Here is a 23,686-nt window from a genome sequence, read left to right as displayed (position 1 = left end):
CTTTTGATTATGCTTCGTATCGCCGCAGACAGACGGCGATGCTCCCTCCCTACTCACCATCACAAAACAAAAACCCCACCGGTGCAATACCGATGGGGTTCTTTTTTACCAACTTACCAACCCAGACGAACGATCTTAATGGAGCAGCTGCCGGTGCCGTAGCGATAGCAGGCTGCGTGCCCCTCCGGGGTGAAAATATCAATTCTGCCCTGGCTGGACAGTCCGCTGCCGCCACGGTCCACTACGGTGTAGTTGGTGCCGTTCACGGAAATCACGGAGCCCAGGGGCAGCCAGTTGCAGGCCACATAATGGGGATTGGACATACCGTTATAAATGCGGCGGCCGCTGGTGGTGATGCCGCGGGAGTTGCCGTTGCATACCGCGCAGGCACAGTAATGGGTGTACCGACCGCGGATGCTCTGGCCCACGGAATAACCGCCTCTGGACTTTACGCCGTTTGCCTTTACGCCGGCGGCTTTGGTACCGGTGCGCACAATCTTCTTCACCGGCTTTTTGGTAACCACCCGCTTCTCTTCCGTGCGGGTCTTTTCTTTGCCGTTAACCAGCTTCACTTTATAGGTCACATCGGCGGAGCCGTTCTGGCCTTGCTGCTCCACTTTGGTCTTGCCTACAGTGAGCTTGCTGTCGGTCTTGGTCTCCGTCTTATAGGACAGGGTCTCCGTCTCGGTGACGGTCTTGTAGCTGACCCGGTACACATGAATCTTCATGCCTGCCTTAAGGGATGTTGCGGCAGAAGGTTCTGCATAATCATTCGTACCCAGCTGTACCTTGGCCAGGTCCAGCAGGTCACCCACGGTGCCCTCCACCATGGCAAAGCTCTGGGTCTTGCCGTCTGCCGTCAGGGTAACGGTAAAGGCAGTATTTACCCGGATGACCATGCCGTCCGTTACCGGATCGGACAGGGCGTAATTCACCTTGTCTGCGCTGTGCAGCGCCATACCCGCCTCTGTAAGGGCGTCGCCTACGGTATCCGCATACACGGCATAGGCGGTGATGGTGTGGTTCACTTCCACATTGACAGTATGCTGCCGGTCCAGCACGATCTTGCCGCCCTTGCCGGCTTCAAAGCCTGAAAGGTCCAGCTTGTCGGTGCTCTCCAGCGTAATGTTTGCATTGGTCAGGATCTCGGTTGGTTTCTCTTCTCTGGTGGTCACGGTGGTGGTCACGCCATCTACCACAATATCCACATTATATTCGTTGAGCAGGCCAGCGAATGCAGTGGAGGCGAACACAACGATGGCCAGCACAAAGGCCAGCACAGCTGTGGTGAGCATCTTTGCCCAGCGTTTTACGCCACCGGATTTGGATCGATAAATCATCTGAATCTCCTTTTGTTTTGGAAAATAGAAAACAGGCTTGCCGTTTTTTATTGAGGGGCTCTTTTGAGGGGAGCCACCACAAGAGCAGAAGCAATTTATTCTGCCTTTTCCGTTAGTATTTCCCTAAGACGCAGACGATTATATCACAAATCACTAAGAAGTCAACTTTTCAAACCGGATGTTTTTGTTGAAGTTGCACAAATCCCGTTTGATGTAAAACAAAAATGCCACCGCGCTAATCAATATCTTGTGGTCTTTCGTTTACACGCTTTACCGCGTGAAAGCAAAATTTTGTAGGTTTGGTAGAAATCCGGCTTCCAAAGATTGCAATTTGTAACCTTTTTGTTGCCAAATTTCATATTTTTCCCAAAATATGGTAAAATTCTGTCATATTTTGTCCGCGATCCACAACATCTCGTACCCCGTATTTTGCTCGATTTTAAGCCAAAAATCCGTTATTTTGCTGCCAGACACCGGCATTTTGACCTTGCCGCCCCCGCCGACACCCTTCGACCCGCCAAATGCGGGACAAGCATACCTATTATATATAAAAAAAGAGCACCCGATTGGGTGCTCTTTTTAAGTTCATCAAATGTATAACCGTAGGAGCGGATACCCTCCGTCTGCTTACGATCACTTATCTTCGTCCTGCAATTCCCGCTGCTCTTCTTCCAAAGCGCGTTCTTCCACGGCCAACTCCTGCCGCTCCTCGGCCAGCAGTTCGCTCTCTACCTCCCGCTTGCCAAAGATCAGCGACAGCAACACCGGCACCAGAACGCCGCAGCACACCCACACTGCCCGATCGCCCAGCCAGCGGGCGCACAGGGTACCGATCACTGCCCCCAGCAAAAAGGATCCGTTGATCATCATATAGGTAAGGCTGTTCTTTAGGCTCTGGCGCTCCTTGGTGCGCAGATAATCCAGAAAATGCAGCGCCAGCTGGCGCAGATTGTTGGTACAAAAGGTGGAGGAAAACGCCATATTGTTGGTGCGCTTAAACGTATTGTACTGCATGGCGCAGATAAAGGCCACCGTTACGGTGGACACGGTAAAGGGCACCGATTTTGGCAGGCAGCCCACCACAAACAGCAGGCCGATCTCCAGCGCCACAAACACTGTATCCCACCGCAGCAGCTTGTTCTCATCCAGCAGGCGGGGCATCGTCACCGTCATGGCAATGCCGACCACATAAAAGCACATGGGGATCAGGTAGGTAAACACCTTCTTCACATCGCCGTGGGCGATGGCCATACCCAGCAGGGCAAAGTTGCCGGTTTGGGCGTTGGCAAACACGCCACCCTTTAATAAATAAGTATAGGTCTCCAAAAAGCCGCTGACCATAGCCAGAGAGGCACAGATATAGCCTGTTTCGTGAATAGGCACCGGTCTTCTTTTCATTCTGCTCGCTCCTTTTCATCTATTTCGCACCCTATTGTAGTCCTTTTGTTTTTGAATTGCAATGCTTTTTTGTATTTAGATAAATAAGATGGCGGGCGGCAGATTGCCGCCCCTACGATATATAACAGTGCAATGTGGAGCTTGCGTTTATTAAGAATGATCGTAGGGCCCGATGCCCACATCGGGCCGCATAAGGATCACCAAATAACAAATCCTGTTGCAATCCCCTTTTATATCCAGTACAATAGAGAAAGACAACGGAGGTGTTGATTTGAAAAACCAACTGTACTATACCAAGCCGGCCAAGTGCTTTGAGCAGGCGCTGCCCTTGGGCAACGGACGGCTGGGGATAATGACCTACGGCAACCTGCGCCACGAGCGCCTGTCGCTAAACGAGGACAGCCTGTGGTCCGGTTACCCCAAGGATCAAAACAAGGCAGACGCCCACAAGTACCTGGCTGCTTGCCGGGAGGCCATCTTTGCCAAGGACTACGCCAAGGCCAAGGACATTCTCAACCGGGATATGCACGGCCACTGGAGCGAGGCGTACCTGCCCCTGGGCAATCTGCGCATTGACTACGACCGGGCGTACAAAAAGAATTACAGCCGCACCCTGGACCTGCGCACCGGCGTGGCGGTGACCCGAGCGGACGGCTTGACCCAGACGATGTTTGTCTCCCACCCCGCCCAGCTGGTGGTGATACATATAGAGAGCGATCGGCCCTTTAGCGCCACATGCCGACTGGACAGCCTGCTGCAAAGCACTGTTACCGCGCAGGACGGCACCCTGCTGCTCACCGGCCAAGCGCCGGAGGTGTGTATGCCCCCCTACTACAATAAGGGAGAGACGGTGGTGCAGGGCAGCCGGGGTATGCGCTTTTGCGCCGGGCTGCGGGCAGACGGCCAAGTGGTCTGCACCGGCGACAGCCTGCGGATTGAGAACCGCAAGGAAGTAACGCTGCTGCTGTCCATAGCCACCTCTTATGTGGACTTCCGCTCCATGCCCACCGCAGACGAAAAGGCTCGTATGCTGGCCTACTTTGACGGTGCGGCAGACTACCCCACGCTGCTGGCCGCCCACATTGCGGACTTCTCCGCTCTGATGGATCGGGTGACTCTGGAATTGGAGGGGGGCGACGACAGCCTGCCCACCGATGTGCGGCTAAAACGCATGCAAAAGGACAAAAGCGACCAAAGCCTAATCGCCCTGCTGTTCCAGTACGGGCGGTACCTGACGGTCTCCGGCTCCCGGCCGGGCACCAACGCCATGACCCTGCAAGGGATCTGGAACGAGCAGGTGCGCGCGCCCTGGTCCTCCAGCTACACCACCAATATTAACACCGAGATGAACTACTGGCCCACAGACGCAGTAGGGCTGGGCGAATGTTTCACGCCGCTGGTGGACTTTGCGGAAAAGCTGGCGGCAAACGGCTCCTCCACCGCCAAGGCGTACTTTGACGCCGATGGCTGGTGCGCCTGCCACAACAGCGATATTTGGGGCGCCACCTACCCGGCCGGGTTCCCGGACGGCGACGGTGACTCCAGCTGCTACGCCGTTTGGTTTATGAGCGGCGCCTGGATTCTGAACCAACTATACACCCACAGCCTGTACCAAAAGGATCCGGTCTTTGACGAAAAGCTGAAAGGCATGTTCGCCGGCGCGCTGGCATTCTTTAATTCCAGTATGACGGTGCACAACGGGCAATCGGTCACCTGCCCCTCCATCAGCCCGGAAAATACATTCACGGACAACGGGCAGCGCAGCGCCGTGACCTATATGCCCTCCATGGATCGGGAAATTCTCCACGATTTTATGGAGAACTGCCGAGCGCTGGGGCTGGACGCACCGGTCATTGACCAGGTAGCCCTCGCGCCGGATGGCCGGATACCGGAATGGGCGGAAAATTACCGAGAGACCGAGGTGGAGCACCGCCATGTGAGCCACCTGTACTGCATTTACCCTTCTCACCGGGTGCAAAGCGATGCGCTGCAAGCGGCAGCCAAGCAGTCCCTGCTAAAGCGGGGCTTTGGCGGCACCGGCTGGTCCCTGGGATGGAAGGTGTGCCTGTGGGCACGGCTGGGCGACAGCGAGAACGCCCTGCGGCTGATCGAAAATCAGCTGCGCCCCATTAACCCCAAGGCGCTGATCCGGGTGCGGGGCGGCGGCTCCTATCCCAATTTGCTGGACGCCCACCCGCCGTTCCAGATCGACGGCAACTTTGGCGTGACCGCCGGCATTGCAGAAATGCTCATTGGCGGTGCCCTGCCCAAATGCTGGAGTGGCAAGGTCACCGGCCTGGTAACCCCGGACGGCACCATCAGCTACGCCTTCAAAAACGGCAAGCGGGTGGAGTGAGCAACAACGGATTGTCATTTATTGCAGGGATGGCAGATTGCCGCCTGCCAATTCCGGTAGTGATGCGAATGCGGCGAAATCCCCCCTGCGGCTACGCCGCATCCCCCCTTTACAAGGGAGGTGGCAATGCCGTTAGGCATTGACGGAGGGATTGATGCACTCGCTACGAAACAGTCCCCCGGACTGTTTCTCCCAAATGCTAACGCATTTGGAGCCTCGTGTCTCTTGCACTGCGTGCAATTCACTCGGGCGGCAAATTGCCGTCCCTACGAGGCCAACAAAATACGGTTATGCAACTCTATCAAAAAAGAGCACCCGGTGGGTGCTCTTTTGTTTTATACAATTATATTTATTCGTCCGTACCATCGGTAGGCTCCGCAGGCGGAGTTTGATTCCACACCGGGGGTTCCGCAGGCGGGGTCTGGTTCCACACCGGCGGCTGTTGGGTGGGCTGCTGCCCATCGGCAGTGGGTGCACCGGGTGCCTGGGGCTGCTCCGGTGGATTCGTTCCCTGCTGGGTGCCGCCGTAGCCGCACTGCTCATAAGACCGAAAATCGTCTGCCATAGGCGGGGTATACGGATTATACTGGCCGTTCATGGGCTGCTGCTCCCGGCGAGGCGCTGTATAGGCGCCATAAGCGCCGTACTTGGCCATACGCTCCGCCTCGCTGAGAAAGTCATCCTCCGTCAGCTGACCGGTGGCCAGAGCGCGCATACGGAAATTCTGATAATACAGCGCCCGGGTGGTCTTGTAATAGGGCAGCACATAAATACCGGCAATCCCGGCGGTGCACGCCATCAGCAGCCACCACAGAATAAAGCTCAGATCCAGACGGAACAGCTCGCCACGGTGACCGTCTACCATACGACGGCTAAGCTTCAGCGCTTCCATCGGTGACAGGTTGGAGTTATCCACCATCAACTCGTTGGCAAAATAAATGCCGTAACTGTACACAATGCCGGGGATAATCAACAGCAGCGACCACAGGAAAGTGAACAAGCCACCTAAGATCACCAACAGCAACCGCCCGGAATAGTGCTTGTTAAAGGTGTTCTTAAACACCTGGCCCAGGTCCGCACCCAGGCGTACCGGTGGCGCCGTACGCACAAAGTACACATAGTAGCCGTCCAGGGTCACATTCAAGGGCGACAGCAACAAAGCTGCCAAGCTGAACAGCGCACCGAACCCGGCCAGCGCCGCAACGGACATCGTCTCTGCCGTATTGTTACTGGTCGCTACCGGGGTAATGGCGCCGGTGCCGTCAAACTCCTCCAGCGGGTTGTCGTCCTCGTCCTGATCGTCGAAATCAAACTCCTCCAGCGGGTTATCCTCACGATTATCCCAGCTGCCATAGTCGCTGGCATGATTATAATTGGAGATCTGCTTGACCAGATTAATCTGAGAGTTATTAAACATACCCATACCGGTGAGCACCATCACCACAAAGGTGATCACAAACAGGGCGCCCCATTTGTTCTGCACCAGTATGCGCGCCTGGGATTTAATTTGCTTGCGGTTCAATTCCATAAGAAATGCCTTTCGCTTTTACTTAGAATTCCAGCTTGCTCTCAATAAAGGCGGTCAGCTCGCTGATGGGCAGGCGCACCTGCTCCATGGTGTCGCGGTCACGCACAGTGACACAACCGTCCTCTACGGAATCAAAGTCATAGGTAATGCAATAGGGGGTGCCGATCTCGTCCTGGCGGCGATAGCGCTTACCAATAGAACCGGCGTCGTCAAAGTCCACATTGAACTTCTTGGACAGAGTGTCAAATACTTCGCCCGCCTGATCGCTGAGCTTCTTGCTCAGGGGCAGCACAGCAGCCTTAAAGGGCGCAATGGCCGGGTGGAAGTGGAGCACCACGCGGGTGTCGTTCTTCTCCGCATCGATCACTTCTTCATCATAGGCCTCAGTGAGCAGCGCCAGGAACAGCCGCTCCACACCCAGGGACGGCTCGATCACATAGGGCACATACTTCTCGCCGGTGGTCTGGTCAAAGTATTCCAAATTCTTGCCGCTGGTCTTAATGTGCTGGGTCAGGTCGTAGTCGGTACGGTCCGCCACGCCCCACAGCTCGCCCCAGCCAAAGGGGAAGCGGTACTCAAAGTCCGTGGTGGCCTTGGAGTAGAAGCAAAGCTCCTCCGGATCGTGGTCACGCAGCCGCAGGTTCTCCGGCTTCATATTGAGAGAATACAGCCAGTCACGGCAGAAGCTGCGCCAGTAATCGAACCACTCCAAATCCGTGCCGGGCTTGCAGAAGAACTCCAGCTCCATCTGCTCAAACTCGCGCACGCGGAAGATAAACTTGCCGGGGGTGATCTCGTTACGGAAAGACTTGCCTACCTGGGCCACGCCGAAAGGAATTTTCTTACGGGTGGTGCGCTGCACATTGGCAAAGTTCACAAAAATGCCCTGTGCCGTCTCCGGGCGCAAATAGATCTCGTCCTTGCTGTCCTCGGTAACACCCTGGAAGGTCTTGAACATCAGGTTAAACTGGCGAATGTCCGTAAAATCGTGGGCGCCGCAGTTGGGGCAGGGAATGTTCTTTTCCTTAATATAGTCGCTCATCTGTTCGTTGGTCCAGCCGGCCACATTGGTGCCGTCAAAAGCCTCGATCAGATCGTCCGCACGGTGGCGAGTCTTGCAAGCGCAGCAATCCATCAGCGGATCGGAGAACCCGCCCAAATGGCCGGAGGCCACCCAGGTCTGGGGGTTCATCAAAATGGCGCTGTCCAAACCAACATTATATTTATTCTCCTGAATAAACTTCTTGCGCCAAGCCTTTTTGATATTCTCTTTCAGCTCCACGCCCAAGGGGCCGTAGTCCCAGGTGTTGGCCAGGCCGCCGTAAATCTCAGAGCCGGGATACACAAAGCCGCGCCCCTTGCTGAGGGTAACCAGCTTTTCCAGTGTTTTCTCAGAATTATCCATAAAAAAGTACCTCCGCTTGTTTTATATAGTAATACGAATACAAGTTTAGCACAACCGGGGGCAAAGGTCAACATTTTTGCGGGGCGTTGTGGGAAATCCGTTGTAGCGGACAATCCCTCCGTCTGCTCGCACGCTCGCAGCCACCTCCCTTTACACAAGGGAGGCTGATCGGTTACAAAATCTTGGCCCCCCTTGCAAAGGGTGACTCCCCGCTGTGCGGGGAGATGTCGCGCAGCGACAGAGGGGACGGGCGCCGGTTAGGCGGAAAGCGGCGTAGCCGCAGGGGGGATTGCGCCGGAGGCATTGGGGGGATTTCACAACAAACAAAGGACGGCCGAGGCCGTCCTTATGTATTTCTATCTATTCTGCTTTACTGGGAGAGTTCTATCATACGGTCAATGCAGCGCACGGCCTTTTCCGCAATCTCCGGGGGCACGGTGATCTCCTGGCCGGCGGTGCCTTGCAGGCAGCCCAGCACATCGCCCAGGGTGGTGGCCTTCATATTGTGGCACACGCAGTCCTTGGACAGGGGGTAAAAGCGCTTGTCCGGGCACTGCATTTGCAGGTGCTCGCAAATACTGTTCTCCGTACCGATGATAAATTCTTTGGCGTCGCTCTGCATGGCATAATGCATAATGCCGGTGGTAGAACCTACATAATCCGCCTGTTCCACAACGGCAGGCACGCACTCCGGGTGCACCAAAAACAGCGCCTGGGGATGCTTGGCCTTGGCCGCCTGCACATCCCGGGCAGTAAGCCGGGCATGAGTGGGGCAGCCGCCGCTAAGCAGCTTAAAGGTCTTTTCCGGCACCTGGCGAGACACATAGTCCCCCAAATTGCAGTCCGGGATAAAGAGAATTTTGTCGTTGTCGATCTTGCGGATCACCTTTTCCGCACTGGAAGAAGTGACGCACACATCGCACACCGTCTTAAGCTCCGCCGTGGTGTTGATATACGCCACCACGGTATAATCCGGGTAATTCTCTTTCACCTGTTCAATCACTTCCCGGTCCATCTGCTCCGCCATAGGGCAGCCGGCGTCCGGATTGCTCAGCAGCACCCGCTTGTCCGGCGCCAGCATCTTCACTGTCTCCGCCATAAAGCGCACGCCGCACATGAGTACCGTCTTGTTGGGCACGGTCTGGGCCAATTTGGCCAAAGCAAAGGAGTCGCCGGTGTAATCCGCCACCTCTAAGATGGCGTCGTTCTGGTACAAATGAGCCAGAATACACACATCGTTCTCCTTTTTCAGCCGCATAATCTCATCTTGTATATCCCGTATCATGGTTTTCTCCTCCCTTACACCGGGTTATTCATGGCAATGAGCGCAGTCGCCGGGGCAAAAGGCCGCCGGGTCGTAAGCAATGCCGTTCTTGTCATAATAATCTTTCACTGCTGCCTTGATGGCCTCCTCGGCCAGGACGGAACAGTGCATTTTTATTGCAGGCAGGCCGTCCAGCGCTTCCGCTACCGCCTGATTGGTCAGCGCCAGCGCCTGGTCAATGGGCTTGCCCTTAATCAGCTCCGTTGCCATAGAACTGCTGGCAATGGCAGAGGCGCAGCCAAAGGTGTTGAACTTCACATCCGTGATCACGCCGTCCTCCACTTGGATATAAATCTTCATAATATCGCCGCAGCGGGCGTTGCCCACCTGGCCAACACCGGAGGGGTTATCCAGCTTGCCCACATTGCGGGGGTTCATAAAATGGTCCATCACCTTATCGGAATACAAAGCCATCTTCTCGCTCCTGTTCTTTACGCTTTCTCGTTTTGCATTTGCTCCCAAACCGGGCTGATGGAGCGCAGATACGCCACCACCCGGGGCACCGTCTCGGCAATATGCGCCACCTGCGCCGGCGTGTTCTCCCCGCTAAGAGACAGCCGCAGGGAGCCGTGGGCCACCTCCACCGGTACGCCGATGGCCAGAAGCACATGGCTGGGATCCAGGCTGCCGCTGGTGCAGGCGGAACCGGAGGACGCTGCGATACCTGCCTGATCCAGCAGGAGCAGCAGGCTCTCGCCCTCAATGCCCGCAAAGCACATATTCAGCGTGCCCGGCAGCCGGAGCGCCCGGTCGCCGTTGATCCGGCTCTCCGGGATCCGGCTTAATTTATCTTCCAATGTGCGGCGCAGCTCCGTTACATACGCCGCGTCCCGGTCCAGGTTTTCCATAGCCTCATGCAGCGCAGCAGCCATACCCACAATGGCAGGCACATTCTCCGTACCGGCCCGCTTGCCCCGCTCCTGGGCGCCGCCTTCAATTACATTGGTCAGCGCCACCCCGCGGCGGGCGTACAACACCCCGGCGCCCTTGGGACCGTGGAACTTGTGCGCAGACAGGGACAAAAGATCAATATCACTCTGTGTGATGTTCAGCCGGGTATGCCCCACCGCCTGTACCGCGTCCGTATGGAACAGCACCCCGTGGGCACGGCAAATTTTGCCGATCTCTGCCACCGGCTGCAAGGTGCCAATCTCATTATTGGCGGCCATAATGGTTACCAAACAGGTGTTCTCATCCAGGGCCGCTTCCAGCTCCGCCGGGCGAACAATCCCATTCTCATGCACCGGCAGCAGCTCTACGGTGAAACCCTCTTTCTCCAGCGCCGCCAAAGTGTGCAGCACCGCATGGTGCTCAAAGGCGGAAGAAATGATCTTGGTCTTGCCCTTGCGACGACCGATAGCCGCCGCCGAGCGAATGGCCTGGTTGTCCGCCTCCGACCCGCCGGAGGTAAAATAAATCTCCTTGGGCGAGACGCCCAGGTCCGCAGCAATGCTGTCCCGGGCATTCTCCAGCGCTTCCTTAGCCCGCTGCCCTACAGAATGCAACGATGAGGGGTTGCCAAAATTCTCTTGCAACAGCGGCAGCATGGCCTGCACCGCCCGGTCACTCATTCTGGTGGTGGCCGCATTGTCCGCATACACCTGCATACCCGCACACCCTTTCATCTAAACTTTGAATTAAAAAATACCACACAATGCATACCCTGTCAATAGGATTTAACATTTTTTGGGGATTATGCAGAGAGGGGAAGTATTACAGCAGCGGCAGGGACTTGCTCCCACCGCATGATTCCTAAAAAAGACCCCGGCAGTGCAGGGGGGCGCACTGTCGGGGTACACACCTTGTTGGGCAGGAAACCCAACATGGAGGGGGGCTGATTATTGGAAGTCAAACACATTGACCCAGCGGTCCAGCACTTCCCGCTCGCCGGGAATGTGCTTGGTGCTCTCAGAGCAGGCCACAATGGGCATCCACTGCTGCACCAGCTGCTTGGGAATATCCGCTTTTTTGCAGAACAGCGCCAGGTACTTCTCTGCCACATCGCTCTGGCCGCTAAGGGTAAAGGTCAGGTAGGTGCGGGCCGCGTCCGCAGAGGCGTTGCCCTGGGTGGCATGTGCCCAGTCGATAATGTAATACCGGCCATCCGGCGTCACGATCACATTGCTGGGGCAGTAGTCGCCATGGAGCACCTTTTTGTGGGGTTTCATCCCCTCCAAGCGGTTGTGCAGGTCATAGCGCAGGGTGGCCTCATAATCGGAGGCGCTGATCTTGGCGTGCATTTTGTCCTTAATCTTATTTAGATGGGGGCAGGTTTTGCCCAAGATCTCCAGCTGAATATCCACAAAGGTATTCAGGTACTCGTCCTGCTTCTCCGGGTGCTGTGCCATCAGCTGGCTCAGGGGGGTACCCTCAATATACTCTCTGGTAATGGCCCACTTGCCGTCCACCTTGCTTACATTCAGCAATTTGGGAATCCGCAGACCGGTCTCTTCTACCCGAGCCATATTCAGTGCCTCGTTAAGCACATCGGCCTTGGAAAAGGTCTCGTCAAACACCTTGACGACCTTGTCGCCGTCTTTATAGATAACTTTATGCTCGCGCTCTTTCAGTGCTTTCATACAGATAACCTCCCTTATTCTTTGCCGTAGTAGGCACGCAGATACATATCCTTAATTTCGCTCATCAGGGGCAGGCGGGGATTGGCGCCGGTGCACTGGTCATCGAATGCCTGCTCCACCATATCGTCCAGGGTGTCCAGGAAATGCTTTTCGTCCACGCCGTATTCCTGAATGCTCTTCTTAATGCCCACATAGTCTTTCAGCTCGTCGATCTTCTTGATCAGACCTTCCAGCTTGTCAGCATCCGTGCGACCCTTAACGCCAAGAGCGTCTGCCACCTCGGCATAGCGCGCCAGGGTGTGGGGGTGGTCATACTGGGGGAAGGTGCCCATCTTGGCAGGTACTTCCGCCGCGTTGAACCGCAGTACATAGTCAATCATCAGTGCGTTTGCCACACCGTGAGGCAGGTGGTGGAACGCGCCCAGCTTATGCGCCATAGAGTGGCACACACCCAGGAACGCGTTGGCAAATGCCATACCGGCCATGGTGGCTGCGTTGGCCATCTTCTCACGAGCCACCGGATCGTTGGGGCCGTTGTCGTAGGCGCGGGGCAGGTACTGGAAGATCATCTGCAAAGAGCGGATGGCCAGACCGTCGGTATAATCGGTAGCCATCATGGAAGCGTAAGCCTCCAGGCAGTGGGTCACTGCGTCAATACCGGAAGCAGCAGTCAGACCCTTAGGCGCAGTCATGTGGAAGTCTGCGTCCACAATCGCCATATTGGGCATCAGCTCATAGTCCGCCAGCGGGTACTTCACGCCGGTGCGCTCATCGGTAATTACGGCAAAGGGCGTTACCTCGGAACCAGTACCGGCGGAGGTGGGAACGGCGATAAAGTACGCCTTTTCGCCCATCTTGGGGAAGGTGTACACACGCTTACGAATATCCATAAAGCGCATAGCCAGATCCAGGAAGTCCACTTCCGGGTGCTCGTACATCACCCACATGATTTTGCCGGCGTCCATGGCGGAGCCGCCGCCAACGGCGATAATGCAATCCGGCTGGAAAGCGTTCATGGCAGCCACACCCTCTTTGGCGCAAGCCAGGGTGGGGTCCGGTGCCACATTGAAGAATGTGGTGTGGGTCACGCCCATTTCGTCCAGTTTATCAGTGATGGGCTTGGTGTAGCCGTTCTTATACAGGAAGCTGTCCGTAACAATGAATGCCTTTTTCTTCTGCATCACATTGCCCACTTCGTCCAGCGCCACCGGCAGGCAGCCTTTCTTAATGTACACCTTCTCCGGGGCACGGAACCACAGCATATTTTCCCTTCTTTCTGCAACGGTTTTGATGTTCACCAGGTGCTTGACCCCTACATTCTCAGACACGGAGTTGCCGCCCCAGGAGCCGCAGCCCAGGGTCAGGGACGGTGCCAGCTTAAAGTTGTACAGGTCGCCGATACCGCCGAAAGAGGACGGGGTGTTCACCAGCACACGGCAGGTCTTCATCTTGGCGGAGAATGCGTCCAGCTTCTCCTGCTCGGTCACAGCGTTCAGATATACGGAAGAGGTATGACCGTAGCCGCCGTCTGCAATCAGCTGGGCAGCCTTTTCCAGTGCGTCATTAAAGTTCTCGGATTTATACATAGCCAGCACCGGGCTCAGCTTTTCGTGGGCAAACTCCTCGCTAATGTCTACGCTCTCCACCTCGCCGATGAGCACCTTGGTCTCCTCGGGAATGGTCACGCCGGCCAGTGCCGCAATGGTCACCGGCTTTTGACCCACGATCTTTGCGTTCAGGGCGCCGTTGATAATAATGGTTTTGCGCACCTTATCAATCTCGTCCGCTTTCAGGAAGTAGCAGCCTCGATCCTCAAATTCCTTGCGCACCGCCTTGTAGATCTTCTTATCCACAATGCAGCTCTGCTCGGAGGCGCAGATCATACCGTTATCAAAAGTCTTGGAATGGATAATCGAGTTCACCGCCAGCTTAATATCTGCGGTATCATCAATAATGGCAGGGGTGTTACCGGCGCCAACGCCCAGGGCAGGCTTGCCGCTGGAGTACGCGGCCTTTACCATACCGGGGCCGCCGGTTGCCAAAATGGTGTCTGCCTCTTTCATCAGCAGGTTGGTCATATCCAGAGACGGTGCGTCGATCCAGCTGATGATCCCCTCCGGCGCGCCGGCTGCCACAGCAGCGTCCAGCACGATCTTGGCCGCAGCAGTGGTGCTCTTCTTGGCCCGGGGATGGGGAGAGATGATAATGCCGTTGCGGGTCTTCAGGCAGATCAGGGTCTTAAAGATGGCCGTAGAGGTGGGGTTGGTGGTGGGGATCACCGCCGCAATCACACCCAGAGGCTCTGCGATCTTCTTAATACCGTAGGCCTTATCTTCCTCGATCACGCCGCAGGTTTTGGTGTTCTTGTATGCATTATAAATGTACTCTGCCGCGTAGTGGTTCTTGATGATCTTGTCTTCTACCAAGCCCATGCCGGTCTCTTCCACCGCCATCTTGGCCAGGGGAATTCTTGCCTTATTGGCAGCCATGGCCGCCGCAAAGAAAATTTTATCCACCTGCTCCTGGGTGTAAGTGGCGAACTCCCGCTGCGCTGCGCGCACACGGTCCAGCTCCGCCTCCAGCTTTTCTACGCTGTCGATGATTTCTCTTGCCATTTTATTGCCTCCAAGTTGTACTTACTATCATAGCGGTGTTCCGCTAATCCATCTATATCATACTGAAAAGCCTTTGCCTTTGCAAGCCTTTTGGGCACAAATCTACCATACCACTAAAAATTGATAATCTTTTAACGATGTTTTTGGGCATATTTTTGAATAAGCCGAAATAATTTGTTACAAAGTTCACAATATCATCCAGTTTCGGAACAATTTTCCGCCTTTTCCCCGGCGTTTCTCCCCTATTTCTCAAAACACGCCCACTATCGTGTTACACGGTTCACATTGTTTTTGGTGGAATTGCATAAAGCGGTGTAGTTATTTGTTAAGTGTTTGCTTAACCGTTTAATCCCTCCACCGCCTACGGCGGTCCCCCACCGAACCGGTGCCCGTCCCCTCTGTCGCTGCGTGACATCTCCCCGCACTGCGGGGAGTCACCCATTACAAGGGAGGCTTATCGGTTACATCTTCTTCGCCCCCCTTGCAAAGGGGGGAAAAGCGGCGCAGCCGCAGTGGGGGGGTGCACGGTCCGCATACGCAAAAAACAGCGCCCGTCCGCAGACAGGCGCTGTTTGGCGTGGAACACTATTATTTTTTCGGCACCAGGCGCTCTGTGCCGCCCATATACGGCTGCAAGGCCTTGGGCACCAGTACGCTGCCGTCTGCCTGCAAGTTGTTCTCCAGGAAGGCGATGAGCATTCTGGGGGGCGCCACCACCGTGTTGTTCAGGGTGTGGGCCAGGTAGTTGCCGTGCTCGCCCTTCACGCGGATCTTCAGGCGGCGGGCCTGGGCGTCGGACAGATTGGAGCAGGAGCCCACCTCAAAATATTTCTTCTGGCGAGGGGACCAGGCCTCCACGTCTACGCTCTTGACTTTCAAGTCTGCCAAATCGCCGGAGCAGCACTCCAGCGTGCGCACCGGAATATCCAGGCTGCGGAACAGGTCCACCGTGTTCTGCCACAGCTTGTCGAACCACATTTTGCTCTCCTCCGGCTTGCAGACCACGATCATCTCCTGCTTCTCAAATTGATGGATACGGTACACGCCGCGCTCCTCAATGCCGTGAGCGCCCTTCTCCTTGCGGAAGCAGGGAGAGTAAGAAGTCAGGGTCTTGGGCAGCTCGCTCTCCGGGGTGATGGTATCAATAAATTTGCCGATCATAGAGTGCTCGGAAGTACCGATCAGGTACAGGTCCTCCCCCTCAATCTTGTACATCATGGCGTCCATCTCGGCAAAGCTCATTACACCGGTAACCACATTGGAGCGGATCATAAACGGCGGCACGCAATAGGTAAAGCCACGGTCGATCATAAAGTCACGGGCATAACTGATGACCGCAGAGTGCAACCGGGCAATATCGCCCATCAGGTAATAAAAGCCGTTACCGGCCACCTTGCGGGCAGCGTCCAGATCAATGCCGTCAAAGCGCTCCATAATGTCCGTATGGTACGGCACCTCAAAGTCCGGCACCACCGGTTCCCCAAAGCGCTCCACCTCTACATTTTCACTGTCATCCTTACCGATGGGCACGCTGGGGTCAATGATATTGGGAATGGTCATCATGATCTTGGTGACCTGCTCGTTCAGCTCGTTGGCCTCTTTGGTCAGTTCTTCCAGTTCCTTGGCCTGATCCGCCACCTTTTGGCGCAGGGCCATGCCCTCTTCCTTCTTGCCCTGTGCCATCAAGGCACCGATCTCCTTAGACAGCTTGTTGCGGTTTGCACGCAGCTCGTCCGCCTTGGTCATGGCAGCCCGACGACGCTCGTCCAGTTCGATTACCTGATCCACCAGGGGCAGCTTCTCGTCCTGAAATTTCTTTTTGATGTTCTCCTTTACCAGTTCGGGATTTTCCCGCACAAATTTCATATCCAGCATGCTTTTATTCTCCTAACTTATTGGCCAAATCTTTTAGATCTTCATTGGAATAGAATTCAATCTCCAGCGTACCTTTGCCCCGGCCGGGCACCACGCGCACCTTGCGGCCCAAGGTCTCCTTCAGCGCCAGTTCCACCTCGTCGTAAAACGCATCCCGTCGGGATCGGGGCTTGGGTGCCGCACCGGCTTCCTGCTGACTGCGCTTGGCCAGCTTTTCCACATCCCGCACCGTAAGTTTGTGTGAAACGATTTGCTCCGCTGCCGCATAAATCAACGCCTCGTTCGGCAGTCCCAGGAGCGCCCGGGCGTGACCGGCAGAGATGGTGCCGCTTTTGGTCATCTCCCGCACCTCCGGGGGCAGCTTCAGCAGCCGCAGACTATTGGCAATAGCCGGGCGGGACTTGCCTACGCTGGCTGCCACCTGATCCTGGGTAAAACCGCAGCGATCAATCAGTGCTTGCAGTCCCTCCGCTTCCTCAATGGGATTCAGATCCTCACGCTGCAAGTTCTCAATAATGGCGATCTCCATGGTCTCCACATCGGACAATTCCCGGATCACCACAGGTACCTCTCGCAGTCCGGCGATGCGGCTGGCTCTGTATCGCCGCTCACCGGCCACCAGCTGGTACCCGCCGCCGGGCAGGGGCCGCACCAAAAGGGGCTGCAACACGCCGTGCTGGCGAATGCTCTCCGCCAATTCCTCCAACGCCGTTTCGTCAAAGGTCTTTCGGGGCTGCTCCTTGTTGGGTACGATCTCCTCTAAGGGCAGCGTGTTGTTTGCCACCAACTCATCAACGGAATTCTCTAAAAACAACTGGCCCAGTCCTTTGCCCAGGCCGGATTTTTTATTAGCCATCGCATTTCCTCCGCTTTTCCTATACCTATTATATTATAGAGCCGGGTCAACGGCTCTGCTTAACCACCTCGTCTGCCAACTTTTTATACGCAAAGCTGGCCTTACAGTATTTTTCATAATACAGCACCGGTTTGCCGTAGCTGGGGGCTTCTGCCAGCTTGACGCTGCGGGGGATCATGGTGTGGTAGGTTTTGCCGGGGAAGTATTTCTCCACCTCGTCTACCACCTGCTGGGTCAGCTTTAATCGGCTGTCATACATGGTAAAGACCACCCCTTGCAGCTCTAAGTGGGGGTTATAGTGCTGTTTGACCGTGCGCACGGTGCTGAGCAACTGGCTCAAGCCCTCCAAAGCGTAATATTCGCATTGCAGGGGTACGATCAGGGTGTCTGACGCCACCAGTGCATTCAGGCTCAGCAATCCCAAGCTGGGCGGGCAGTCAATAATAATATAGTCATACTCCACCACCAGGGTGGCAATGGCTTTTTTTAGCGCACGAAACCGATCCTCCGTTTCCGCCAGTTCCAGCTCCGCGCCGGCCAAGTTCATGTTCGCCGGCAGCAAATCCAGGTTCTTAAAGGGCGTTTCGTGCAAAATCGCACGGGCAGGCTGGTTGTCCACCAAAATATCATAGGTGGAATACTCAATTTCGCTTTTATCCACACCTACGCCGCTGGTGCTGTTGCCCTGGGGGTCAACGTCTACCAGCAAAGTCTTTTTGCCCTTGGCGCCTAAAGCAGCCGCCAAATTGACGCAAGTGGTGGTTTTGCCCACGCCGCCTTTTTGATTAAAAATAGAAATGGTTTTTCCCATATCGGCACCTCCGATTGGTATTATACAACAAAGGCCCGTCCGCTTCAAGGGTTTCACGTGAAACAGCGCGTATTATTTTTGGAGATTTGTGGCTGTCAGATTTGGCCATACCATATTTTGTGGCACCGTTTTCGTGTTTCACATGAAACAACATTTGGCTGCTTTTCCGGCGTGTTTCACATGAAACATATAAATTGCGAGCCTACACTGTGTTTCACATGAAACACAGAATGGCCCGGCGTTGCCGCCGAGCCATCCCGTGTGATGAAAAGAGGAGAATATGTTAAAACGGTTTCCCGTTTTAAGCGGGTTTGTCTGCATTTGCAGAGGATTGTGTGGTGCTTTCGTCAGTATGCTTGGGTATGCGTACATGGAATTCGATATAATCGTCTGTCTCTGTTTTATTGCTGACCGCGTCAATACCGCTGGCTTGCATTGTGGCAATGGCCTTGTTTACAGTATTGACAAAGATACGCACATCTCGAAACAGGGGCACCACCTTGCGGCGGTGCTTGTCCGCCGGCGCATCTTCGCCCAGCAGGTGGGCGATCATGCTTTCTGTCTGTTCTACATTCAGGTGGCGGTCGGTGACTGCCCTTAGCACTGTCCACATGACTTCCGGGTCGTCCACTTTCAGCAGTGCTCGGGCGTGGCGCTCCGTCAGCCCTTCTTTCTCAATATAGTACCGCACATCGGCAGGCAGTCGCAGCAGGCGCAGCTTGTTGGAGAGCGCTGACTGGCTCTTGCCCAGTTTTTTGCCGATCTCCTGTTGCGTTAGTCCAAAATGCTCGTGCAAATGCGCAATAGCCAGGGCTTCCTCAAAGAAATTCAAGTTCGCTCGCTGAATGTTCTCTAAAATGGAGATCACTGCGCTGTCCTGATAATCACAGTCCAGCACAATGCAGGGCACCGTTTGCAGGTTGGCCAAAATGGATGCCCGCAGCCGCCGCTCCCCGGCAATCAGCTCATAATAATCACTGTTGTTGATCCGCCGTGCCAGCAATGGCTGCAACACGCCGTTTTGCTGAATGGAGTCTGCCAGCCCCAGCATTTCCTCGCTGCTGAATTGCTTGCGGGGCTGGTAGGGGTTGGGCAGCAGCCGTTCCGTTGGGATCTCTACGATCTCTTTGGCCATGTCCTCATCTCCTTTGACTATACTGTATCACAGTTTAGAACAAAAAGAAAGACTTTCCCATCGGGGGAAAGTCAATCTAAAACCGCAGCTTCGACAGGCTTATAACGGCTTGGTATCTATTTTTTTAGGCTTTCGCGGGTATTTTGTCGGGGTTTGCGATATTTTTCGCACCACAACCAAATGGCGGCTGTCGCCGCTTGGTAGTTTATATGAAACATTCTGTTCCAACTCCCCGCCAAGGGTCGCTATGGCACACTTTGCCGCCGCCACCTCGTCCTCCGCGCCTTTCAGCGCCAAGAACGCGCCGCCCACTTTCACAAAAGGCAGGCAGTATTCGCACAGCACCGGCAGGGGCGCCACCGCTCTGGCAGTGGCAATATCGTACTGCTCCCGATAGTCCGGGTCTTTGCCCAAAATCTCCGCCCGCTCATGCACCAGCTCTGCCACCAGCCCGCAGCCATGGAGCACATCTTTCAGGAACACCAGCCGCTTATGCAGACTGTCTGCCAGGGTCAGATCCAGATCCGGCCGGGCGATCAGCAGCGGCAGACCGGGAAACCCGGCACCGGTACCTACATCAATCACCCGGGCATTTCTCGGTATCTCCACAAAACGCAGCGGCTCTATGGAGTCGATAAAATGCTTTTCCAGTATGCCCTCCGGATCGGTAATGCCGGTCAGATTCATTTTTTCGTTCCACGCCACCAGTCGCTGGGCATACAGATCCAGCCGTTGGGCTGCGTAGCCGTCCACAGCAATGTTTCGTTCTTCAAGCAGTCGGGATAATTTCTCCGTGTCGATCATAGGCTCTCCAATAGAATGTGCAACGCTGCCACATCCGCCGGGTTGACCCCGCTGATCCGGGCAGCCTGCCCCAAGTTTTCAGGGCGAACGGCAGCCAGCTTTTCCTTAGCTTCCAACCGCAGGCCGGTGAGTTTGCTGTAATCTATGTCCGCCGGTATCCGCTGGGCCTCCACCCGGCGCAGCTCCTTAATCTGCTGCTCCTGACGGGCAATGTACCCGGCGTATTTAATACCGATCTCTACCTGTTCAAACACCGCTGCCGGCAGGTCCGGCCGTTTCGGATCCACCGGTGCCAAATCTGCGTAGGTCAGTTGGGGGCGCCGCAGCAGTTCCTCCAGCTTGCAGCCGGTTTTTAGGGGTGCCGTGCCCTTAGCAGTCAATATTTGCTGAATGGTGTCGGTCAGAGGCACGCTCACCTGCGCCACCCGCTGCCGTTCTTCTTCAATCAGCCGTTGTTTTTCCAAGTATTTATCATACCGTTCCTGTGAAATCAGTCCCACCCGGTAACCGGTAGGTGTCAGTCGCCGGTCGGCGTTGTCCTGGCGCAGCACCAAACGGTACTCGCTGCGGCTGGTCATCATACGGTAGGGGTCTGTGCAGCCCTTGGTCACCAAATCGTCGATCAGGGTGCCAATGTAACTGCTGCCCCGATCCAGCACCAGCGGCTCCCGTCCCAGCACCAACATAGCGGCGTTGATCCCGGCCACCAGCCCCTGGGCGGCGGCTTCTTCGTAGCCGCTGGAGCCGTTAAACTGCCCCGCACCAAACAGCCCGGGGAAGTCGTGAAACTCCAAGCTGGCTTTCATGGCTCGCGGGTCCACGCAGTCGTACTCAATGGCGTAGGCGGTGCGCATCACCTGGGCGTGCTCCAAACCGGGAATGGTGTGGATAAACGCCAACTGCACATCCTCCGGCAGGGAGGAGGACAACCCTTGCAGGTACATTTCTTCCGTCTTTTCGCCGCACGGCTCCACAAACAACTGGTGCCGTTCCCGATCAGAGAAGCGCACCACCTTGTCCTCAAAGCTGGGGCAGTACCGCGGGCCTTTGCCCTCAATTTTGCCGCTGTACATAGGGCTGCGGTCCAGGTTGTCTAAGATCACCTGTTTGGTGGCAGCATTGGTGTAGGTGATGTGACACACCACCTTGTTCTCCGGCGGTGTATCCGTCTCAAAGCTAAAGGGCACCGTGCGGTCGTCGCCGGGCTGCACTTCCATTTTGTCAAAATCCAAACTGCGGGCGTTCACCCGGGAAGGGGTGCCGGTCTTGAACCGGCGCAGGGGCAGACCCAGCTTTTTCAGCGCCGTTGCCAGCGCCGTTGCCGGGAACATACCGTCCGGCCCGCTTTCGTAGCTCACATCGCCCACATACACGCGGCCGCCCAGGAAAGTGCCGGTAGCCAGTACCACCGCCTTGGCAGTATAGATCGCTTCCAGCTTAGTGGTCAGGCGCCAAAGACCGTCCTCGCCTTGGACAATATCTGTAATTTCGCACTGGCGCAGGTCCAAATTGTCTTGCCGCTCCAGCGTGTGCTTCATCCCTCCGGCATAGGCGCGCCGGTCAATCTGTGCCCGCAGGGAATGCACCGCCGGGCCTTTGCCCAGGTTCAGCATTCGAGATTGAAGCGTGTAGCGATCCGCCGCCTTGCCCATTTCGCCGCCCAATGCGTCTATCTCTCGCACCAGGTGACCCTTAGAGGTGCCGCCGATGGAGGGATTGCAGGGCATATTGCCCACCCAGTCCATATTGATGGTAAACACAGCGGTGCTGCACCCCAGCCGTGCCGCTGCCAATCCGGCCTCGATCCCGGCATGGCCGGCGCCGATCACCGCCACATCGTATGCTTTTGCAAAATATTCCATTACTTACCTACACAAAATTTTTCAAAAATCCGATCTACCACAGCTTGTGTCGCCCGGGCACCGGTGAGAGAAAGCAGGGCATCCGCCGCCGCGTCAATGCTCACATTCACCGCGTCATAGGTCATGCCGCCTTCCAGCGCGGCCACAGCCTCCGCCACACAGTCTGCCGCCGTTTGGCAGCACTGCCGCTGTCGCTCGTTGGCAAGGAGCGGATCCGCCGCGTCAAAATTCTGCACCCCAAGGGCGTCTGCCACCGCCACCGCCAAATCGTCCCGACCGATGTGGTTCTTGGCGCTGTACGCCACCACCCGATCAAAGGCGGCTCTGATTTTTTCCTGCACCGCCGCCGGGGGCAAATCGTTTTTGTTCACCACCGCCACAGCGGTTTTGCCCTTGCAAAGGGTCATCAGTTCTTCGTCCGCCGGAGTCAGGGGCGTACTGCCGTCAAACACCGCCAGCACCAGCCGCGCCTGTTGCAACCGGGCCTGTGCTCGTTCCACGCCGATCTGCTCCACCACATCGTCCGTTTGGCGCAGCCCGGCGGTATCCGCCAGCCGCAGAGTCAGATCTCCCAGCCGCACCGTGCGCTCCACCACGTCTCGGGTGGTGCCCTGCACGGCGGTCACAATGCTGGTCTCCTGACCGGTCAGGTCATTCATCAGGGCGCTTTTGCCCACATTGGGGCGCCCAACGATCACCGTGTCCACCCCGGCGGTCATCAGCTGACCATTGTCATAGCCTGCCAGCAGGTGAGAGAGCAAGCCCTGCGCCTGTTGCAGACTCTCCAGCAAGGTGTCACTGTCCAGTTCCGGGATCTCCTCGTCCGGGTAGTCCACCCAGGCCGCCATACCGGCGCTCACTTCCATGAGAATATCCAGCGCGCCCTCGATCTTTTGCCGCAGAGCGCCGGACAGGGCGGTATAGGCACTGTCTGCCGCCGCCTGGCCGGAGGCGGAAATCAGATCCGCCACGCTTTCCGCCTCGGTTAGGTCCATTTTGCCGTGTAAGAACGCCCGCTTGGTAAATTCGCCGGGACCGGCAGGGGCTGCCCCGGCAGCCAGAACCGCTTGCAGGGTGCGTTCCACCGTCACCAGACCGCCGTGAACGCTCAGCTCCACCACATCCTCACCTGTGTAGGAGCGGGGCGCACGAAACACCAGCGCCACCGCCTGATCAAAGGCTTTTTCACCCTGTGCCACGCTGCCGAAACGGGCCGTGTAGCCGGGCAGATCGGAGAGCCGACTGCCGTCTGCCGCACGGAATACTGCCTGGGCGATCTCTACCGCCCGATCACCGGACAGCCGCACCACGCCGATCCCGCCCACACCGTGGGGGGTGGCGATGGCCGCGATGGTTTTTGCCATACCTGCACCTTCTTTGTTTGGAGTTATGATAAAGTGATGTTCCGTATAATATCAATATCTGCGTAGGGGCGGATCGTATCCGCCCGCGGGCGGCAGGTTGCCGCCCCTACAATAAACCTTTTTGCCTCCCTTGTAAAGGGTGACTCCCCACGGTGTGGGGAGATGTCGCGCAGCGACAGAGGGGACGGGCACCGGTTAGGTGGTGGGTTTGCCGTAGGCGAACTCGGAGGAATTTATGCACTCGCTACGAAACAGTCCCCCGGACTGTTTCTCCCAAATGCTGACGCATTTGGAGCCTCGTGTCTCTTGCACTGCGTGCAATTCACTCGGGAGCAAGCCCCCGCCCTACCACGGTCCGATGTGGGGATCGGACCCTACATTCTCTGTTTTTACAAACCCCAAAATATTATTTATACCTATTATAATATACCGCC

17 protein-coding genes are annotated in these 23,686 nt (G+C 56.2%); 1 reads left to right on the top strand and 16 read right to left on the bottom strand.

Annotated elements, in window-relative coordinates; translation table 11 throughout:
* Positions 1–113 precede the first annotated feature (113 nt).
* Positions 114–1,340, bottom strand: a complete 1,227-nt coding sequence (locus tag OGM59_09205; protein UYI90861.1) for a G5 domain-containing protein — start codon at positions 1,338–1,340, stop codon at positions 114–116.
* A gap of 633 nt (positions 1,341–1,973) precedes the next feature.
* Positions 1,974–2,738 carry a DUF1275 domain-containing protein gene (locus OGM59_09200; protein UYI90860.1) on the bottom strand — a complete coding sequence of 255 codons (765 nt, stop codon included), beginning with the start codon at positions 2,736–2,738 and terminating at the stop codon, positions 1,974–1,976.
* 271 nt (positions 2,739–3,009) lie between these two features.
* Between OGM59_09200 and OGM59_09195 the strand changes: the two genes are divergently transcribed.
* Positions 3,010–5,094 (top strand): glycoside hydrolase family 95 protein, encoded by a 2,085-nt coding sequence (locus OGM59_09195; GenBank protein ID UYI90859.1) that lies wholly within the window; start codon positions 3,010–3,012, stop codon positions 5,092–5,094.
* A gap of 349 nt (positions 5,095–5,443) precedes the next feature.
* Here OGM59_09195 and OGM59_09190 read toward each other — a convergent pair whose 3' ends face one another.
* The 14 genes from OGM59_09190 to mnmE all read right to left on the bottom strand — a co-directional run bounded on the left by OGM59_09190 (position 5,444) and on the right by mnmE (position 23,252).
* On the bottom strand, positions 5,444–6,622 hold the full coding sequence (locus OGM59_09190) for a DUF975 family protein (protein UYI90858.1): 1,179 nt from the start codon (positions 6,620–6,622) through the stop codon (positions 5,444–5,446).
* A gap of 22 nt (positions 6,623–6,644) precedes the next feature.
* On the bottom strand, positions 6,645–8,027 hold the full coding sequence (locus OGM59_09185; protein ID UYI90857.1) for a glycine--tRNA ligase: 1,383 nt from the start codon (positions 8,025–8,027) through the stop codon (positions 6,645–6,647).
* Positions 8,028–8,397: 370 nt separating this feature from the next.
* Entirely contained in the window at positions 8,398–9,312 is a 915-nt protein-coding gene (gene nadA, locus OGM59_09180) for a quinolinate synthase NadA (protein ID UYI90856.1), read from the bottom strand.
* Positions 9,313–9,336: 24 nt separating this feature from the next.
* A complete protein-coding gene (gene nifU, locus OGM59_09175) occupies positions 9,337–9,765 on the bottom strand; it encodes a Fe-S cluster assembly scaffold protein NifU (protein ID UYI90855.1) in 429 nt (142 codons plus the stop codon).
* A 17-nt stretch (positions 9,766–9,782) separates the two neighbouring features.
* A complete protein-coding gene (locus OGM59_09170) occupies positions 9,783–10,958 on the bottom strand; it encodes an aminotransferase class V-fold PLP-dependent enzyme (protein UYI90854.1) in 1,176 nt (391 codons plus the stop codon).
* Positions 10,959–11,189: 231 nt separating this feature from the next.
* A complete protein-coding gene (locus tag OGM59_09165; GenBank protein UYI90853.1) occupies positions 11,190–11,930 on the bottom strand; it encodes an aminoglycoside phosphotransferase family protein in 741 nt (246 codons plus the stop codon).
* Positions 11,931–11,944: 14 nt separating this feature from the next.
* The gene (adhE, locus tag OGM59_09160; protein UYI90852.1) at positions 11,945–14,545 is read right to left on the bottom strand and encodes a bifunctional acetaldehyde-CoA/alcohol dehydrogenase; all 2,601 of its coding nucleotides are present in this window, start codon (positions 14,543–14,545) and stop codon (positions 11,945–11,947) included.
* Between the two features lie 588 nt (positions 14,546–15,133).
* Entirely contained in the window at positions 15,134–16,420 is a 1,287-nt protein-coding gene (gene serS, locus OGM59_09155; protein UYI90851.1) for a serine--tRNA ligase, read from the bottom strand.
* Positions 16,421–16,424: 4 nt separating this feature from the next.
* A complete protein-coding gene (locus tag OGM59_09150) occupies positions 16,425–17,276 on the bottom strand; it encodes a ParB/RepB/Spo0J family partition protein (GenBank protein ID UYI90850.1) in 852 nt (283 codons plus the stop codon).
* Positions 17,277–17,322: 46 nt separating this feature from the next.
* A complete protein-coding gene (locus OGM59_09145) occupies positions 17,323–18,087 on the bottom strand; it encodes an AAA family ATPase (protein UYI90849.1) in 765 nt (254 codons plus the stop codon).
* Positions 18,088–18,388: 301 nt separating this feature from the next.
* A complete protein-coding gene (locus OGM59_09140; GenBank protein ID UYI90848.1) occupies positions 18,389–19,222 on the bottom strand; it encodes a ParB/RepB/Spo0J family partition protein in 834 nt (277 codons plus the stop codon).
* Positions 19,223–19,321: 99 nt separating this feature from the next.
* Entirely contained in the window at positions 19,322–20,026 is a 705-nt protein-coding gene (rsmG, locus tag OGM59_09135) for a 16S rRNA (guanine(527)-N(7))-methyltransferase RsmG (protein ID UYI90847.1), read from the bottom strand.
* Positions 20,023–21,888: a tRNA uridine-5-carboxymethylaminomethyl(34) synthesis enzyme MnmG gene (gene mnmG, locus OGM59_09130; protein UYI90846.1), complete on the bottom strand. Its 1,866-nt coding sequence runs from the start codon at positions 21,886–21,888 to the stop codon at positions 20,023–20,025. The genes rsmG and mnmG overlap by 4 nt, the downstream gene beginning before the upstream one ends.
* Positions 21,888–23,252: a tRNA uridine-5-carboxymethylaminomethyl(34) synthesis GTPase MnmE gene (gene mnmE / locus OGM59_09125; GenBank protein UYI90845.1), complete on the bottom strand. Its 1,365-nt coding sequence runs from the start codon at positions 23,250–23,252 to the stop codon at positions 21,888–21,890. Before mnmE ends, mnmG begins: the two co-directional genes overlap by 1 nt.
* Positions 23,253–23,686: the final 434 nt, after the last annotated feature.

The sequence above is a fragment of the Oscillospiraceae bacterium genome, from assembly GCA_025757685.1.
GTDB lineage: Bacteria > Bacillota > Clostridia > Oscillospirales > Acutalibacteraceae > CAG-217.
Note: the sequence above shows the minus strand (reverse complement) of the source record. Positions and strands in the feature narration are given on the sequence as shown.

What these genes read in the sequence shown, in the direction of transcription:
- serS (UYI90851.1), bottom strand. Translation starts at nt 16,420, where the DNA reads ATGCTGGATATGAAATTTGTGCGGGAAAATCCCGAACTGGTAAAGGAG.
- OGM59_09185 (UYI90857.1), bottom strand. Translation starts at nt 8,027, where the DNA reads ATGGATAATTCTGAGAAAACACTGGAAAAGCTGGTTACCCTCAGCAAG.
- OGM59_09140 (UYI90848.1), bottom strand. Translation starts at nt 19,222, where the DNA reads ATGGCCAAAGAGATCGTAGAGATCCCAACGGAACGGCTGCTGCCCAAC.
- mnmG (UYI90846.1), bottom strand. Translation starts at nt 21,888, where the DNA reads ATGGAATATTTTGCAAAAGCATACGATGTGGCGGTGATCGGCGCCGGC.
- OGM59_09205 (UYI90861.1), bottom strand. Translation starts at nt 1,340, where the DNA reads ATGATTTATCGATCCAAATCCGGTGGCGTAAAACGCTGGGCAAAGATG.
- OGM59_09200 (UYI90860.1), bottom strand. Translation starts at nt 2,738, where the DNA reads ATGAAAAGAAGACCGGTGCCTATTCACGAAACAGGCTATATCTGTGCC.
- nifU (UYI90855.1), bottom strand. Translation starts at nt 9,765, where the DNA reads ATGGCTTTGTATTCCGATAAGGTGATGGACCATTTTATGAACCCCCGC.
- OGM59_09170 (UYI90854.1), bottom strand. Translation starts at nt 10,958, where the DNA reads ATGCAGGTGTATGCGGACAATGCGGCCACCACCAGAATGAGTGACCGG.
- adhE (UYI90852.1), bottom strand. Translation starts at nt 14,545, where the DNA reads ATGGCAAGAGAAATCATCGACAGCGTAGAAAAGCTGGAGGCGGAGCTG.
- nadA (UYI90856.1), bottom strand. Translation starts at nt 9,312, where the DNA reads ATGATACGGGATATACAAGATGAGATTATGCGGCTGAAAAAGGAGAAC.
- mnmE (UYI90845.1), bottom strand. Translation starts at nt 23,252, where the DNA reads ATGGCAAAAACCATCGCGGCCATCGCCACCCCCCACGGTGTGGGCGGG.
- OGM59_09165 (UYI90853.1), bottom strand. Translation starts at nt 11,930, where the DNA reads ATGAAAGCACTGAAAGAGCGCGAGCATAAAGTTATCTATAAAGACGGC.
- rsmG (UYI90847.1), bottom strand. Translation starts at nt 20,026, where the DNA reads ATGATCGACACGGAGAAATTATCCCGACTGCTTGAAGAACGAAACATT.
- OGM59_09150 (UYI90850.1), bottom strand. Translation starts at nt 17,276, where the DNA reads ATGGCTAATAAAAAATCCGGCCTGGGCAAAGGACTGGGCCAGTTGTTT.
- OGM59_09190 (UYI90858.1), bottom strand. Translation starts at nt 6,622, where the DNA reads ATGGAATTGAACCGCAAGCAAATTAAATCCCAGGCGCGCATACTGGTG.
- OGM59_09145 (UYI90849.1), bottom strand. Translation starts at nt 18,087, where the DNA reads ATGGGAAAAACCATTTCTATTTTTAATCAAAAAGGCGGCGTGGGCAAA.